This window comes from Lactobacillus isalae (assembly GCF_947539375.1).
Lineage (GTDB): Bacteria > Bacillota > Bacilli > Lactobacillales > Lactobacillaceae > Lactobacillus > Lactobacillus isalae.
In genome coordinates, this window is the sequence record NZ_OX443569.1 from 1,280,818 (window position 1) to 1,297,287 (window position 16,470).

The window sequence follows — 16,470 nt, forward strand, 5'->3', positions numbered from 1 at the left end:
TATTTACGGGGGAAAATTATGAATAATCAAAAAGGTTTATCAGTAAAAAGCGTCGTTGCAATTGGTATTGGAGCAGCTATTTATGTTATTTTGGCACGTTTCACATCAATTCCAACTGGTATTCCAAACACTAATATCGAAATTGTCTATCCATTCTTAGCTTTACTTGCAACTATTTATGGACCTGTTGTCGGCTTTTCTGTTGGTTTTATTGGACACGCATTAGGTGACTTCTTAATGTATGGTCAAACCTGGTGGAGCTGGGTTTTAGCTACTGCTGTTTTAGGTTTAATCATTGGTCTTTACGGTATGCGTCTTGACTTAGAAAATGGCGTCTTCACTGTTAAGCAAATGGTTGGTTTCAACATTGTACAGATTATTGCTAATGTTGTTTCCTGGTTAGTAATTGCTCCAATTGGCGATATTTTAATCTACAGCGAACCTCAAAACAAAGTTTTCTTACAAGGTGCAACTGCAACTATTACTAACTCACTTTCCATTCTTATCTTAGGAACTATCTTACTTAAGGCCTATGCAGCAACTAAAGTTAAGAAAGGTAGTTTACGTAGAGACTAATCACGAAAGGTTACTCAATTAATGACAGAACCGATTATTGAATTTAAAGATTTTTCATTTAAATACAATAGCCAAGCTGAACCTACCCTTAAAAATATCAATCTTAAAATTAATAAAGGGGAAAAAATTCTCTTGGCCGGACCTTCAGGCAGCGGCAAATCCACAATTGGTCGCTGCCTTAATGGTCTTATTCCAAACATTGATCAAGGTGAGATAAGCGGTGAATGCTTAGTCAATGGTAAAGATATTACTCAAACCAGTCTTTTTGACTTCTCATTTACTACTTCAACAATTTTACAAGATGCAGACAGTCAATTTATCGGCTTAACAGTCGGCGAAGACATTGCGTTTGCCCTAGAAAATGATTGCCAGCCCAAGGATAAAATGCATCAAACTGTAAATCAATGGGCAGAAGAATTACAAATTAAAGAGCTTCTCACCCAATCGCCACAAAGTCTTTCTGGTGGTCAAAAACAGATTGTTGCCCTAGCCGGCGTCCTAGTTGATGAATCACCAATTTTACTTTTTGACGAACCACTTGCTAACCTTGATCCTGCTTCTGGTCTTAAAACGATGGCAATTATCGACAAAATCCAGAAAGAACTTAACGCCACAGTCATTATTATTGAACACCGTGTCGAAGAAGTTCTCAGCCAACCAATTGATAGGATCGTTTTAGTTAATGAGGGTCAAATTCTTGCCGATAAGCCCACTAATCAGCTTCTTCACGATGACATTTTAGAAAAAGTTGGCGTACGGCAACCACTTTATTTAAAAGCCATGTCGGCAGCAAATATTGACCTAGATTCGATTAAAAAATTAGACAAAATATCTGACTTACCTGATTCAGAGTCAATTGGTCAAAAATTAGAAAATTGGGTTGATCAAACTCCAGTTAAAGAAAGAACAAAGGCTCATCAACCTTTATTAAAATTAGATCGCGTTGGGCACCAATACAGTAAGAATCAACCTTATCCTTTAAAAGACGTTTCTGCCACTATTAATCAGGGCGACTTTATCTCAATTGTTGGTCAAAACGGAGCTGGCAAGACCACTCTATGTCGCATTATCTGTGGTTTTATTTCTAATGAAGGAAAGATTACTCTTAAAGATCAAGATCTAGCCAATTTATCAATCAAAGAAAGAGCTGAAAAAATCGGCTATGTAATGCAAGATCCAAATCAAATGATTTCACAAAAGATGATTTTTGATGAAATCGCTCTTGGCTTACGCTTGCGTAATATTGATGAAGATACTATCAAACAAAAGGTAAATCAAACTTTAAAAATTTGTGGTCTCTATCCTTTCAGACATTGGCCAATTTCTGCCCTTAGTTTTGGACAAAAAAAACGTGTGACAATTGCTTCAATTTTAGTCTTAGAACCAGAAATTATTATTTTGGATGAACCGACTGCTGGACAAGACTGGAAAACATATACAGAAATCATGGGCTTTTTAAAGCACTTAAACAATTTAGGCAAGACGATCATTATCATCACGCACGACATGCACTTAATGCTTGAATATACTACGCGCTCACTTGCCTTTGCTAAAGGAAAACTAATTGCAGACACAAGTCCAATCGACCTACTCACTAATCCTGAATTAATTAGCGAAGCATCTTTGAAACGCACAAGTCTATTTGAACTTGCCCAGCATTACCATTTACCTGATCCAAATAAGTTTGTACAAGCCTACATTAATTCTGAACAAAAGAACTGGAAGGATGAAGATTATGAATGATAGTAAGATTTTAGGCTACCAGCCAGGAAATAGTTTTATTCATGCCTTGAATGCTACTACAAAGATGATCTTTTTAATTCTAGTCTCAATCGCCTGCATGGTTACTTACGATACTCGTTTTTTAATTGCAATCTGCGTTCTATCGTTGATTTTATTAAAAATTGCCGGTATCAAGTGGAAACAAGTTTCTTTTATTGTTAAGTTCATTATTGTGTTTGCTGTAATTAATATTTTGGCGGTTTTCATTTTTCAACCAACTTATGGTGAAAGTTTGTATCATTCAAGAACTGTTTTAATCAATGCGGGTTATTTTACCTTAACTGCTCAAGAACTATTTTATTTATTCAATGTTAGTCTGAAATATATCTGCTCAATTCCATTAGTTCTGCTCTTTTTGTTAACAACTAATCCTAGTCAATTCGCAGCTAGCTTAAATAAAATTGGTGTGAGCTATAAGGTGTCTTATGCTGTTTCTCTAGCCTTGCGCTATATTCCTAACATTCAAGAGAGCTATTGGTCTATCTCTGCTGCTCAACAAGCGCGAGGAAATGAGCTTTCTAAAAAGGCATCCCTAGGCAAGCGAATCCACGGAACGTTAAATATTGTGACGCCCCTTATCTTTTCAAGTCTTGACCGTATTGATACAATCAGTACTGCTATGCAGCTCAGACGATTCGGCTCAAAGAAAAAGCGAACTTGGTACGTAGCTGAAAAATTTAGCCTAGCTGATTACTTAGTTACAAGTCTAGCTTTTATTCTCGTTTTAGTTGTTATTCTGCTCTTCAAAGTCAACTCAGGACGCTTTTACAATCCGTTTGTGTAAAAGTTTCTTTTACTGTTAATATACGTTAAAATATATTAATAATAATGAAAGAGGGAGAGCTTATGAATAACTTTTCACAAGAACCAGAACGTCGCACAATCGTTGACGTAACTGGCTTAAATAGATTCTTAAGCAGAATGTACGGTATGATGACAATCGCCGTTTTAGTTTCTGCTTTAAGTGCTTACTTAACAATGACTGTCTTTAGAACACAAGTAATGACTTTATTTGCTAGCAACCCAGCAATGACGTGGATTTTATTGTTAGTTCCACTTGCATTGACTTTTGGAATTAGCTTTAGAGCAACAAGAAATCCGGTAGCTAGCTTTGTCATGTTAATGATTATGGCAATTGTTTACGGAGTTGAATTTTCTTTAATTGCCGGTGCCTACACTGGTCGTAGCATCGCTTCCGCATTCGTTGCTTCTTCTACTGTTTTCATTACAATGGCAGTAATTGGTACAACAACTAAGAAGAACTTAAACAATCTTGGCTCTTACGCTTCAGCTGCCTTGATTGGTTTAATTGTTGCAATGCTTATCAACATGTTCTTAAGAAATCCAATGGTTTCTTACATCTTTTCATTCATCGCAGTTATCATCTTCACTATCTTAACTGCTTGGGATGCACAAAGAATGAAGCAAATTTACGAAAACTACGGTGGTCAAGTTTCTGTTGATGGTTTGGCTGTTGCAGGTGCTTTAGCACTTTACCTAGACTTCGTTAACTTGTTCTTACAATTCTTACAAATCTTTGGATTTAGCGATAGAAATTAATAATATATAAAAATGCAAGGTGCTATTGAGGCAACCTCGCATTTTTATTTTGGATTAAATTTGATACAGATGTTAGCGTTAAGGTAAGGGAAGAATTATCATGACAGAAGAAGTTTTAATTCAACGCTTAGAAAATTTTGCGCAAGAAAAAAATATCGATTGTATTTGTCTTGATATGAATCCAACCTATATTCCAGTTGCTTCTAACCAAGATAGAGTTATTTTTATGAACAATAACTGGAAAGAAAAATATAAAAATGTGTATGCATTGGCTTATTTAATTGAAGGAGTACTACATAATACTACCTCTGTTTCCAAAATTGATAAGTACACCAAATACTTACTTAAAGAGATAAAAAATAACTCTATTACTGTTATTGATTAAATTATAAAGACTAGAAAGGAGTGATCAATCAACCCTTTCTAGTTTTTTCATATTCAAAATTTTTTTGCTTTACATATTACAATAAAACTTTTAAATTTTTTCCAAGCTATTCTCTTCCCTGCTCTCTCAACTTTTTGTTAGATACAAATCACAATTTCTAGTAGTTTACGCCACTTGATTGTACTAGATATTGTGTTATCCTCTGAAGTGTCGACAAGATATTGTACTTTAGGAGAGATAAAAATATGTCTGATTTGAGAATCACACTTGATCCAGATTTTATTGCACAAACTAAAAAAGAGATTACTCCTCACTGGGGAGAGTTAGGCTGGGTTACATATAAAAGAACATATGCACGCTGGCTTGATGATAAAAATCGTTCTGAAAATTGGGACGAAACTGTTAAACGCGTAATTGAAGGTAATATTAATCTTGATCCACGCTTGCAACATAATCCTAGTGAAAAGACCGTCCAAGAATTAACAGCTGAGGCTAAGCAACTATTCCGTCTAGTCTATGGTCTAGCTGCTACTCCATCTGGTCGAAACTTATGGATTTCAGGAACTGACTATCAAAAGAGAAATGGCGATTCACTAAATAACTGCTGGTTTATTGCCATTCGTCCTCAAAAATACGGTAATAGTCACATAGTTCCTGCTTACCTTACTCAAGACCAAATCGCCCCATCGATGCCTTTTTCATTTCTTTTTGACCAATTAATGAAAGGCGGCGGCGTTGGCTTTTCTGTAGTTGATGAAAACATTAAGCAGATTCCTAAGCTTAATCAAAAGGTAGACTTAGCCATTGTTATTGACAAAAAGAGTAAATCATATGATGCTTCAATCAAGTTAGGTGCTACCGACCTTGATGAATGGAAAAAAGATAATCACGAAAAAGATGATTACATTTACTACAAACTTCCTGACACTCGTGAAGGTTGGGTTTTAGCCAATGCCCGTTTAATTGACATGCATTTCGACTCAACTAATCCTGAAAATAAGAAAAAGCTCGTACTCGATATCAGTGACATTCGTCCTTATGGAGCAAAAATTCACGGCTTTGGCGGTACAGCTTCTGGCCCAATGCCACTAGTAGAAATGCTTTTTGATATTAATCAAATTCTTAATGACCGTGCTGGTCAAAAACTAACTGCGGTTGATGCAACAGATATCTGCAACTTAATTGGTAAAACAGTAGTTGCTGGTAACGTAAGAAGAAGTGCAGAGCTAGCACTTGGCTCAAGTGATAATCAAGATTTCATCACAATGAAGCAAGATAAAAAGAAACTTTACCACCACCGCTGGGCATCAAATAATAGTGTAGCTATTAATTCGGAATTCGATAATTATCAACCAATTGCAGACAGCATTTTGCATAACGGTGAACCTGGTGTTGTTAACCTTGAATTATCTCGCAATTACGGTCGTATTAAAGACGGTTATCAAGCTGGCATTGATGATGAGGTCGAAGGAACTAATCCTTGTGGAGAAATTTCATTAGCTAACGGTGAACCATGTAACTTATTTGAAGTCTTTCCTTTCATTGCTCAAAAGCAAGGCTGGGATCTTAAAGAAGCTTTCAGATTAGCTGCTCGCTACACCAAACGTGTTACTTTCAGTCCTTATGATTGGGAAGTTTCGCGTAAGATTATCAACAAAAATCGCCGAATTGGTGTATCAATGTCTGGTATTCAAGACTGGATTCTATCTACTTTTGGCCATCGCGTGGTTACTGGCTTTAAGACTGCAACGGATTCAGAAACCGGCAAAGAAATTAAAGATCCTGTTTATGATCCTGAAATCATCAAAACTGTGGACGACTTATATCAATCTGTTGTTAACGCAGATAAAGACTACAGCCAAGAACTAAATTGCAATACCTCAATTAAACACACTACAGTAAAGCCTTCTGGTACTGTGGCCAAACTTGCAGGAGTTTCCGAAGGAATGCACTTCCACTATTCAGGTTACTTGATTCAACGCATTCGCTTCCAAGAAACCGATCCCCTTCTTCCAGCACTAAAAGCTTGCGGCTATCGAACTGAACCTGATATCTACACACCACATACTATCTGTGTTGAGTTTCCAATTAAGGCTGCCAATGCCGATAGTAACAACTTTGCCTCTGCTGGAACTGTTTCAATTGCTGAACAATTTGCTACGCAAGCCTTTCTCCAAACTTATTGGTCAGACAACGCCGTAAGTTGTACCATTACTTTTCAAAATGATGAAAGTGATCAAATAGCACCACTTCTACATCAATATCGCCACGCTATTAAATCTACTTCACTTCTTCCTTATTATGGCGGCTCACTAAAGCAAGCTCCAAAAGAACCAATTAGTAAAGAAAAATACGAAAAAGCTGATAACGAAATCACTGGCAATGTCGAAATAGTCTTTGAACAGAATAATGAGGATCAAAAGGGACTTGAATTAGTAGACCAAAGCGATTGTGATAATGGTGCTTGCCCAATTAAGTAATAAGAGGAGAATTCTAATAATGAAAAACACTAAAAAGTTAAGTATTTTTGCTGCAATTATTTTATTTTTTACCTTTAGTCTAACTGGCTGTCAAAATAATCAAGAAAAAGCTAAGGCTAAAACCGATCAAATTACTGTTACCTATACTTTGAAAGATAACAAAAAGACCTTTGCTAACAAAAAAGTTCATCTTAAAAAGAATTCTACTGTAGCTACTGGTCTTAAAAAAAATTGGAAAGTAAAGAGCCAAAAAGAATTCATCACTGCTATTGATGGTAAAAAGCAAAATCCTCAAAAGAAGATCTACTGGACTTATACAGTAAATGGCAAAATGGTAAACAAAACTGCTTACCAACAAAAGCTTAAGAACAAGGACAAGGTAGTATTCACTCGGAGTAAGTATTAATGGTGACAGAAGAACTTGCAGGAACTAAGAGGCTCGCGCTCTTAGGAGTTCTAACCGCCTTATGCGTTGTTTTGAGAATTTTCAAAATTATTCCTGTTCCTAATGTTCAACCTGTTACTGCAATCATCATGCTCACTACCCTCTTTGTAAGCGGAGAAATGGGATTTGCCTTGGCCATTTTAACGATGATTATTTCCAATATTTTTCTTGGTTTCGGCATTTGGACAATTCCGCAGATTCTTGCCTATGGTGGTTGCGTTTTAACAATTCTTCTATTTAAAAAGCTAACTCCACTTACAAAATGGTTTTGGTTGCAATTAGCTCTAGTAGCATTTTTAGGTATTGAATATGGGATCTTAGTAGATTTAGGAATGACGATTTTTGGCAGTTTACCAGCCTTTATTGCTTACTGGGCAGGTAGTATTTTATTTGATACCTATCATGCAATCGGCAATGTTGTTTTTTACTTACTCTTATATAAACCTATCTCTTTAGCACTTAAGCATTTCTTTGAGGATTAATATGACACTTAAAATTTATACTAAAGTCGGCGACCAGGGAAAAACCAAGCAAGTTAGTGGAAAAATGGTCCCAAAATATGACTTACAAATTGAAACTCTCGGCAATCTTGACGAACTTCAATCTTACTTAGGCGTAACAATCGCTAACTTATCAGATAATTGCCAAGTTCTAAAAGATGAACTACAAAAGAGACAAAAAGAACTATATCAGTTTCAAGCCGATATTGTCGTCAGACGACACCAAGAAATTACTCCCGATAAGGTTAAAGAATTAGAAGTCAGGATTGATAAGATTACACAGCAATATCCTCGAATTCCAGCTTTTATCCTTCCTGGTGGCTCACCCACCGCTGCCAATTTGCAGTATAGCCGCACATTGACACGGCGCGCTGAACGGTCACTAGTTGAGCTAAATGATAAAAAGCAGCCAATTTCACCTTTTAACCTGGAATATATTAATCGTCTATCTGACTATCTCTTTACCCTAGCTCGCTACGCTAATGTCTTAGACGGATATCAAGAAGTCAAAAGCAAATAAAAATTAACTCCGTTAGAAAAATATCTAACGGAGTTTTTTATTGAGAGTTAAATTTGTAAATCGATTTTCCCTGCCCTATACTTAATTTATAGGTTTATATAAGGAGTTATTTATGACAGTTCATATTACGAATTTATATGGCATGGCAATGAATAGTGTTGCACAAATAGCACAACAAATGGTCGCTAAAATTGGAGTCCAAATGGGAATGAATGAACTTGGGATTTATGCCTACCATTGGAAAGAAGAGCCTGACCAAGCTAAAAGTACACGCTTTGATGGAATCATTGCTTCGTTATCAGTTGGGGACACAGTTATATTCCAATCACCGAACTGGATAGCAATTGAATGGGATCAAGCGTTAATTGATCATGTTAATATTTATCCTAACGTAAAAAAAATTATCTTTATTCATGATGTTATCCCCTTAATGTTTGAAAGCAATCGTTACTTATTGCCACAACATATTGATTACTATAACAAGGCAGACGTCTTAATTGTACCTTCCAAAAAGATGTACGATTTTTTAAGAAAAAATGGATTAAAAGAAAAACCATATGTCGTACAGCATTTTTGGGATCACTATCCTTGCCAAATAAACTATTTTATAACTCCACAAAATAATAAGGTAATAAACTTTGCTGGTAATGCGGACAAGTTTGACTTTGTTAACAATTGGGGAAATCCTCATGTGAAATTACAGGTCTTTTCCGATCCAAGCAAAAAATTTGATGATCAAAACTTGGAATTTATGGGTTGGAAAAATGATCCTATCTTACTTGAAGAATTACGTAGATCTGGTGGCTTTGGTCTAGTTTGGTCAGAAGAACCATACTGGTCAGAATATATGACAATGAACACTTCTTATAAACTAAGTACCTACCTTGCTGCTGGAATTCCAATTATTGTAAATAGTAAAACGCCTGAAGCAGAAACTATTAAACGTAAGAAACTAGGAATTATTGCTGATAGTTTAGCTGAGGCACAAGCCAAGGTCCTTCAAGTAAATGATGATGAATATAAAGAAATGACTGATAATGTAGAAAGTTTGTAGTGACCCCCGAAATTCGGACACGGATTTCGGGGGTTTTACTATGTCTAAATTAACTAAAAAAGATAAATTGAATATTTATAAAGAATGGACGATTGAAAATAAAAGATCGACATATTTAAGTAAAAAGTATGGAATAGGATCAGTTAGTATTAAGTACTTAGTTTCACTCATTCATAGGCATGGAATAGATATATTAGATAAGCCCTATACTTATTATTCAGCCCAATTTAAGCTAGAAGCTATCAATCGGGTTTTAGTCAATCATGAGACTGCTTACTCTGTATCTTTAGAATTGGGCTTGAAAAGTCAAGGCATGCTTATTAATTGGATTCGCTCTTATAAAGAAAACGGGTATAATGTCGTTATTAAGAGGAAGGGACGACGAACCTGTGAACAAAGAACTAGAGAAATTGAAGAAAGAAAACGAAGAATTGCGTCGCCAGAATTTAAAGCTTACTGTCGAGAACGCATTTATAAAAAAATTGGATGCCTTGGTTCAAAAGAGAAAAAACCAACCAAAACAGAAATAGCACAAGCTGTTAGAGAATTAAGGCTAGAACTTGGGTTGGGTGTTAAAACTATCTTGTCGATTTTAAATGATCCGAATAATGCTTTACCTAGCTTATCCAGAAGCAATTATTACGATATTTTAAAGCGCGAAGATCAAGATGAGATAAAGCACCACGGTCTAATTAAACGAATTAAAGAAATATTCTTTGAACTTAAAGCTAGATACACTGCTCCAGGTTATCGAACAATAACTGATCACTTACATAGTGAAGGCTTTATAATCAATCGAAAAACAGTCTATCGTTTAATGCGTAAACTTAATTTGATTGGATATCGTATGAAACGTAGAAGACGCTACAACAGCTTTGAGGGTGAAATTGAAGGAAGAATTAAACCTAACTTAATTAAACGCAACTTCTTTGCCGTTAGGCCAAATATGAAATGGTACACAGATATTACTGAATTCAACTTAAGAGGACAAAAGCTTTATCTATCGCCTATTATCGATGGCTGTGGGAGAGATATTGTCGCTTATAATATCTCTCGTAGTCCCAACTTACAGCAGGTAATGACTATGCTTGATGATGCATTTAAAGCTAATGGTTCATTGAATGGATTAGTATTTCATTCAGATCGTGGCTGGCAATATCAACATAAGACTTATCAATATGAACTTGCAAGACGTGGCATTGAACAAAGCATGTCTAGGAAAGGCTGTTCTCCAGACGATGGGCTTATGGAAGGCTTCTTTGGCATACTTAAAAGAGAGATGTTTTATGGCAAAGAATCAAACTATGCCAATCTGAATGAATTGGAACAATCGATTAAAGATTATATTCATTTCTATAATTACGAAAGGACAAAGAGTAAACTAAAAGGACTGACTCCGATTCAATATCGAAATCAATCCTTAGTTGCATAATATTAATAAAGTGTCCAATTTTTGTGGGTCACTACAGTTTTGCTAAATTAATTCGTGAAGGTTATTTCACTAAAAAAGCCTTAGCCGATGCAGTAGTTAAAGCCAGATACGAATAAATTTTGTTCATTATATGCTGAATTTAAATTAATCTATAATCTATATACAAAAAGGTTGCTAAGCTCTCAAATGCTCAGCAACCCTTTTTATTAGTTTTTCCACTTTTCAAGAATAGCCAGTTTTTGTAGTGTATCTCTGTATTTCAAATATTCTCCCTTATCTAACGCATGATTTTTCCATTTTTCTAACCGATACCGATAAGCAGATTCTTCATTACTCGTATCAAAACCGATTAAGCGTAAAATTGTAATTCTTTCTTCAATTGATCGTAAAGGAAAGACATCAGTTTCACTTACACTGGCTGATACGCTTGATTTTAAAATGCGATGCGTATAAATCGCTTTATTTTCATACGCAATTTTATTTGCAAGTAAATATATCTTCCATGTAGTCAAATCATCTTCTACTGGAACATTTTCAGGATAAACTATATTTTTAAATAAAGAGCGTCTATACAATTTATCCCATGGAACGGTAAAAACTAAAGACATATTGTAATAATCAGTGCGATACTGCAAACTAAACCATTCTTTGATTGAATAATCTTTTTCAAAATAGTTATCTTTATTTAGCCAATAAGCAAAAGTCGACTTATCATCATAAAAGATATTGAAATTCCCTGCTGCTATATCAGCCTTATTTTTTACGGCTAAGTTATACAAGTCTTCAATATGATGTTGGTCAAGCCAATCGTCATGATCGACAAATAAGACATATTCGCCAGTTGCTAGGGCAAGTCCGGCATTTCTGCTTGAACCAACTCCACCATTTTTCTTGTGAAGAACTCTGATTTGATCATATTTTTCACGATATTTTTCACATATTTCTGGCGTATGATCCGTTGAACCATCGTCTACCAAGATAATTTCTAAATCAGAATAAGTTTGAGCCAAAACACTGTCTACACACTGTCTTAAATATTTTTCATCGTTATACACAGGAATAATTACAGAGACTTTTTTACTATTTTCCATCTTAAACCTACTCAATTCTCTCTATTATTTGACTACTATACATTTTGTCATGAATTGGTGTGATATTTACATCTCGATTAAATTCAGCAGTATGCTTGTTCTTTAATTTTATCTTGTCTGTAACTCCCATCTTGAACCATTCATATTCTGAGTCGATATGACCAATATCAATTTTTTGATTATTAAGATCTTGTAAGTCATCTACAATAACTTTCGCTGTAGGACCAAGCATTAATAAAATTAACCTATTGTCCGCATACTTTCTAATGGCTAATTCAATTTGATCAATCTTCTCGTATGAGTTTTGAGATGGACATAGAATTCTCTTAATTGATTTAGTATTATCAAATAAATCATTTCCTACGCCTGAACGTGAATACTTACCTTCCACAATTAAAACATCACGTTGACTCCAAATCTGTCTTAACTTTTCAAAATAGCCAGGACTTTCACTCTTATCGACCAAATCAATATATGGCCTTGACACAAAAGTAGATCCATACCAATTTCTAGTTTGTTCTATTCGCTTTAAGAAAGCAGCATTCTGCGGGAAAAAGCGCTTCTTATAAGTTCTTTGAGCATAGTCATTGTAGCGTGCCAAATCTTCAAATACATCTGGCAAACAAATCAATGTATTATCGTAATTACCGCTTAAAATGATACTTTCTAGGCGCAAAGCTAATTCTTTATTGTAATCTTGATAAAAAATGGATTCACCACGAATAATATTAAACTCGCCATCCCCAAAACGAATGACTGACTTATGTTCATTCAAAATTAAGTCTAAGGATTCATCAATATCTTTTACTTTAATGTCAAAAACAGAAGTTTTCTTTTTCTTATCAATTATTTTTTTTATTGCTTCTACCATTTCATCTTGAGCGTCATTTGCGAAAATATAATATTTATCGTAAGAAATATTATTATTTTTAGTTTCTTCAAAAGAAAGAATTGGCTTTTGTTGACTAACAATTTTTTCAGTAACATCATCTTCCTTAAGATAGTTAATATCTAAAGAAAAGTCAGCATTACTGATTAGATTATCTAAAGTTGGATTCATTACAAATGGATGTAATTTTACATTGTCATATTTTACCAACTTTTTCAATAGCCATGACATATCGGTATATGAAGCAATATTAAAACGTACATTAGGTAATTTTTGAATTAATAATTCTAAATCTTTAGTTTCAGCAACACGGGCAAAAATAAATGTTTCAGCATCAAATTCTTTTTTTCTAATCTTGCTCTTATCGAATTTACCATAGTGCTTAACAATATCTGACCATTCTAAATTATGATATTGCCACCAATTATTTCTTAAATCTCCTGTGGAAACCAAATTAAACGGGTTATCATCACCAGAATAGTTAATAATTCGAGGAATAGGCACCCTTTTGTAATTATCAAAAACTACTTGTTTATTATTCCAATAAGCATTCTTTTCAAGACCAATCTGATAATTGTATGATAAGTTTAATTTTCCAATTTTATCTTTAAACGCTTCATTAATAATTGCTTGATCATTTGCTAATCCTTGCTTTTTAACCATTTCAACGAGCTTAGAACTCATTTTTTCTTCACGCCAGCGTTTATTATTAATTAGCATTACACTTGAGTTAAATTGATCTAAATTTTGATAATCAGATGCAGCAAATAACATCTTATTATCAAAATTAATTTTAAAAATACTTTGCAGATTATCAGTTACAATTAAATCTGAGCCAAGATAAAAAATTTTATCAGCTGAAATTAAATCTGGAATTAAAAAATAAGCAAACGAAATTTTTCTTATTTTATCAGAGCTAGTACTAACATTACCTAAAAAATTTGGGTCAATTTTTTCATCAATTATCATACTCCCAAATTGGTTTACATATTGATTAACGTTAACAAACCATTCATGTGGAATATTAAAATTAATAATATGAATTTCTACATGTTGATTATGAAGAAAAATTGATTTAAGCGTTGTCTCAATTTTATTTAAATCGTTAACATCAGCATCTAATGCAATAGTATCCATTCATACTCTTCTTTCTATGAGATTAGGTGTTACTACTTAGCCAATTGTCTAATCCTTTGCACCATTTGATTTACTTGATCATTATCAAATACTTCATACCTTGAATATTTATTATTTTTATCTGCTGTTGATTCAAATGATAAGATTGGAATGTCTTTTTCTTTTATTTGTTCAACAATATCTTTTTCTTTATTTCCTTCATTTATATCTAGATAAATATTTGTATTCTTAAATAAATAATCCAGACGTTTTCCAATTACAAAAGGATACAAAGTAATATTAGGATATTTAACCAAATGCTTTAAATTCCAAGCCATATTACTCCAAGCTGTAACATTAAAATGAAATTCTGGTAGCTTTTGTACTAATTCTTCTAAATGATCAATAATAGCTGAGTTAGTAAAAGTAAATATTTCTCCAGTAAAATGTCCTTCTTTCAGTTTATCCACATTTAATGGCTTATACTTTTCTACTACTTGGCTTAACTCTAGATTCCGATAAAACCACCAAGTCTCCCTCATTCTTCCTTCAGAAAAAATATTGAACGGTTTATCATCTGAAACATAATGAATTATTTTGGGATTCTTTACCTTATCCAATATTTCAGTTGCTGTTTCTGTATTAGAATTATTTGACCAAAATAGAAATCTATCTGCACCAATTTGATAATTATATTTAAAAGATAAACTTCCGATTTCATCCTTAAACCAATTGTTAATTGTATCTTGGTCATCTTGCGGAAAATTATTTTTCCGAGCATAATCTAACAGTTTTTCGCTCAAATTATGGTCTTTACGCAATTCCTGATTATTAATTAATAAAACACCTGCATTTATTGAAGGTACAGGGAGATCTACTCTACTTTCATTTTTATTTCTAACATCAAAAATATGCGTGACTGCTAAAATCTTTTTTCCATTAAACTTGCGAGAAAATAGTTCATCAATTTCATTATCTACAACAAGATCTGAATCTAAATATAATACTCGATCTGCTTTAATTAATTTAGGTATTAATAAACGAGCATAAGTCATTTGATTAATATGTTTGAATCCAGAATTCAAATCATGCAATTCTTCGGGATCAAATTTCTCGTCAATAATTTTGGAATCAATTTGATTTGCATAACGATTAATATTTGCGAACCATTCTTGGGGAATATCATAGTTTAAAAGATGTATCTCTACGTTTTTTACATTGTATAAAATTGATTTTATTGTAGTTTCAACTTTATCGATATAACCATAATTAGCACTTAAAGCTATTACTTTTTTCATTACTCTTACTCTTCCAAATTTTTAATCTCTTGCACCATTTGATCTACTTGGTTATTTCCAAATACCTTATAATTTGAATACTTATTTTCTTTATTTGCAGTATCTTCAAAAGATAAAATCGGAATATTTTTGTCTTGGATTTGATGCAAAATATTTTCATCTTTTTGATAATAATTAATATCTAAATACAACTCACACTTTTTAATCAATTCTTCCATACGAGCATAAATTATTGCAGGATAAACAGTAACATTGGGATATTTCATTAGATTCAATAATCCTGTCGCAACTTCTGTATAAGCTGCAATATTAAAGTGAACCTCTGGCAATGCCTTAATTAAGCTTTCAAGATTTTGGATATTAGCAGAATACGTAAAAATCAAGGCTTCCGTAGCAAACTTAGATGCTCCTATTTTCATTGAATCAAAGATCGTAAATTTTTGGACAATTTTTGATAATTCTAAATTACGGTAAAACCACCATTTTTCTCGCATTATTCCCAAATAACAAAAATCTGATGGCTTTCCTTTCATAATATAATGGATGATTTTAGGATCTTTAACTGAACTAAGAAGATTGATCATTCGTTGATCATTTCTGGAGTAAGCAAAATATGTCGCACCCACTTGATAATTATACTGATGAGAAAGCAGACCAATCTGATCCTTAAAATATTCATTAATTATTTGCTGATCGCCGTTGACGTAATTTTTACGACTCATTTCAATTAAGTCATGACTTACATTGTTCTTTTTTAACGCAGCATTATCTAAAACTAAAACCCCTGAATTTATTAAGCAACTTGTTGTTTTATCCCCTTGATCATCCGAATCAAAGATATCGCCTACTCCCAATATTTCTTTTCCATTAAAAGGAATAGTAAATAACTTATCAATTGCATCATCCACAATTAAATCACTATCTAGATATAAAACTCTGTCTTCTGGCACTAATTCTGGAATTAAAAATCTAGCAAATCCCATTTCATTAATGCCCGGTCTAGGGCCTTGAGAATCATTTAAAATTCCATGGTCAAACTTTGCATCAATTACTTCAGACCCAATCTGATTAATATACTGATTAATATTAACAAACCATTCTTGTGGAATATCACAATTCAAAAGATAAATCTTTACATACTGGTTGTTATATAAAATTGACTTAATCGCAGTCTCTGTTTTATCCAGATATCCATAATCTGCACATAAAGCGATTACTTTCATAACTTACTTCGCTTTCTATCTTTATCCCATAACTATCATCTATTAATAATTATAATACTAATTATTAGTTCTATATTTCAAATTTAAAAATAATTCACACACATGTTATCAATAATAAA

Annotated in this window: 15 protein-coding genes; 11 read left to right on the forward strand and 4 right to left on the reverse strand. The window is 33.4% G+C overall.

Annotation, left to right across the window (positions count from 1 at the left end):
• Positions 1-18: 18 nt before the first annotated feature.
• From QM512_RS06330 to QM512_RS06380, 11 genes are all read left to right on the forward strand, one after another.
• Positions 19-576 carry an ECF-type riboflavin transporter substrate-binding protein gene (locus QM512_RS06330; RefSeq protein ID WP_282804942.1) on the forward strand — a complete coding sequence of 186 codons (558 nt, stop codon included), beginning with the start codon at positions 19-21 and terminating at the stop codon, positions 574-576.
• Positions 577-597: 21 nt separating this feature from the next.
• Entirely contained in the window at positions 598-2,319 is a 1,722-nt protein-coding gene (locus QM512_RS06335; RefSeq protein ID WP_282804943.1) for an ABC transporter ATP-binding protein, read from the forward strand.
• Positions 2,312-3,142 (forward strand): energy-coupling factor transporter transmembrane component T family protein, encoded by an 831-nt coding sequence (locus QM512_RS06340; RefSeq protein WP_282804944.1) that lies wholly within the window; start codon positions 2,312-2,314, stop codon positions 3,140-3,142. The genes QM512_RS06335 and QM512_RS06340 overlap by 8 nt, the downstream gene beginning before the upstream one ends.
• A gap of 62 nt (positions 3,143-3,204) precedes the next feature.
• Positions 3,205-3,918, forward strand: coding sequence for a Bax inhibitor-1/YccA family protein (locus tag QM512_RS06345; protein ID WP_003653819.1), 714 nt, complete (start codon positions 3,205-3,207; stop codon positions 3,916-3,918).
• Positions 3,919-4,018: 100 nt separating this feature from the next.
• A complete protein-coding gene (locus QM512_RS06350; protein ID WP_282804945.1) occupies positions 4,019-4,303 on the forward strand; it encodes a hypothetical protein in 285 nt (94 codons plus the stop codon).
• Positions 4,304-4,548: 245 nt separating this feature from the next.
• Positions 4,549-6,783 carry a ribonucleoside-triphosphate reductase, adenosylcobalamin-dependent gene (gene nrdJ / locus QM512_RS06355; RefSeq protein WP_282804946.1) on the forward strand — a complete coding sequence of 745 codons (2,235 nt, stop codon included), beginning with the start codon at positions 4,549-4,551 and terminating at the stop codon, positions 6,781-6,783.
• A 19-nt stretch (positions 6,784-6,802) separates the two neighbouring features.
• Complete coding sequence (locus QM512_RS06360; RefSeq protein ID WP_282804947.1) at positions 6,803-7,189, forward strand: DUF4430 domain-containing protein; 387 nt, start codon at positions 6,803-6,805, stop codon at positions 7,187-7,189.
• Entirely contained in the window at positions 7,189-7,710 is a 522-nt protein-coding gene (locus QM512_RS06365; protein ID WP_282804948.1) for an ECF transporter S component, read from the forward strand. Before QM512_RS06360 ends, QM512_RS06365 begins: the two co-directional genes overlap by 1 nt.
• A gap of 1 nt (position 7,711) precedes the next feature.
• Positions 7,712-8,248 carry a cob(I)yrinic acid a,c-diamide adenosyltransferase gene (locus tag QM512_RS06370; protein ID WP_282804949.1) on the forward strand — a complete coding sequence of 179 codons (537 nt, stop codon included), beginning with the start codon at positions 7,712-7,714 and terminating at the stop codon, positions 8,246-8,248.
• Between the two features lie 112 nt (positions 8,249-8,360).
• Positions 8,361-9,302 (forward strand): sugar transferase, encoded by a 942-nt coding sequence (locus QM512_RS06375; RefSeq protein ID WP_282804950.1) that lies wholly within the window; start codon positions 8,361-8,363, stop codon positions 9,300-9,302.
• Between the two features lie 40 nt (positions 9,303-9,342).
• On the forward strand, positions 9,343-10,734 hold the full coding sequence (locus tag QM512_RS06380) for an IS3 family transposase (RefSeq protein ID WP_282804951.1): 1,392 nt from the start codon (positions 9,343-9,345) through the stop codon (positions 10,732-10,734).
• A gap of 206 nt (positions 10,735-10,940) precedes the next feature.
• Here the strand turns inward: QM512_RS06380 and QM512_RS06385 are convergent, their stop codons facing one another.
• The 4 genes from QM512_RS06385 to QM512_RS06400 are packed head-to-tail and all read right to left on the reverse strand — an operon-like array spanning position 10,941 to position 16,351.
• On the reverse strand, positions 10,941-11,825 hold the full coding sequence (locus tag QM512_RS06385; RefSeq protein WP_282804952.1) for a glycosyltransferase family 2 protein: 885 nt from the start codon (positions 11,823-11,825) through the stop codon (positions 10,941-10,943).
• Between the two features lie 7 nt (positions 11,826-11,832).
• Positions 11,833-13,851: an SP_1767 family glycosyltransferase gene (locus QM512_RS06390; protein WP_282804953.1), complete on the reverse strand. Its 2,019-nt coding sequence runs from the start codon at positions 13,849-13,851 to the stop codon at positions 11,833-11,835.
• A gap of 32 nt (positions 13,852-13,883) precedes the next feature.
• Positions 13,884-15,128, reverse strand: coding sequence for a glycosyltransferase (locus QM512_RS06395; protein ID WP_282804954.1), 1,245 nt, complete (start codon positions 15,126-15,128; stop codon positions 13,884-13,886).
• A gap of 5 nt (positions 15,129-15,133) precedes the next feature.
• Entirely contained in the window at positions 15,134-16,351 is a 1,218-nt protein-coding gene (locus tag QM512_RS06400) for a glycosyltransferase family 8 protein (RefSeq protein ID WP_282804955.1), read from the reverse strand.
• Positions 16,352-16,470: the final 119 nt, after the last annotated feature.

Coding starts and splice junctions, on each gene's coding strand:
- QM512_RS06375 (WP_282804950.1), top strand. CDS start 8,361: ATGACAGTTCATATTACGAATTTATATGGCATGGCAATGAATAGTGTT.
- QM512_RS06345 (WP_003653819.1), top strand. CDS start 3,205: ATGAATAACTTTTCACAAGAACCAGAACGTCGCACAATCGTTGACGTA.
- QM512_RS06350 (WP_282804945.1), top strand. CDS start 4,019: ATGACAGAAGAAGTTTTAATTCAACGCTTAGAAAATTTTGCGCAAGAA.
- QM512_RS06390 (WP_282804953.1), bottom strand. CDS start 13,851: ATGGATACTATTGCATTAGATGCTGATGTTAACGATTTAAATAAAATT.
- QM512_RS06330 (WP_282804942.1), top strand. CDS start 19: ATGAATAATCAAAAAGGTTTATCAGTAAAAAGCGTCGTTGCAATTGGT.
- QM512_RS06400 (WP_282804955.1), bottom strand. CDS start 16,351: ATGAAAGTAATCGCTTTATGTGCAGATTATGGATATCTGGATAAAACA.
- QM512_RS06360 (WP_282804947.1), top strand. CDS start 6,803: ATGAAAAACACTAAAAAGTTAAGTATTTTTGCTGCAATTATTTTATTT.
- QM512_RS06385 (WP_282804952.1), bottom strand. CDS start 11,825: ATGGAAAATAGTAAAAAAGTCTCTGTAATTATTCCTGTGTATAACGAT.
- QM512_RS06395 (WP_282804954.1), bottom strand. CDS start 15,128: ATGAAAAAAGTAATAGCTTTAAGTGCTAATTATGGTTATATCGATAAA.
- QM512_RS06335 (WP_282804943.1), top strand. CDS start 598: ATGACAGAACCGATTATTGAATTTAAAGATTTTTCATTTAAATACAAT.
- QM512_RS06370 (WP_282804949.1), top strand. CDS start 7,712: ATGACACTTAAAATTTATACTAAAGTCGGCGACCAGGGAAAAACCAAG.
- QM512_RS06380 (WP_282804951.1), top strand. CDS start 9,343: ATGTCTAAATTAACTAAAAAAGATAAATTGAATATTTATAAAGAATGG.
- QM512_RS06365 (WP_282804948.1), top strand. CDS start 7,189: ATGGTGACAGAAGAACTTGCAGGAACTAAGAGGCTCGCGCTCTTAGGA.
- QM512_RS06340 (WP_282804944.1), top strand. CDS start 2,312: ATGAATGATAGTAAGATTTTAGGCTACCAGCCAGGAAATAGTTTTATT.
- nrdJ (WP_282804946.1), top strand. CDS start 4,549: ATGTCTGATTTGAGAATCACACTTGATCCAGATTTTATTGCACAAACT.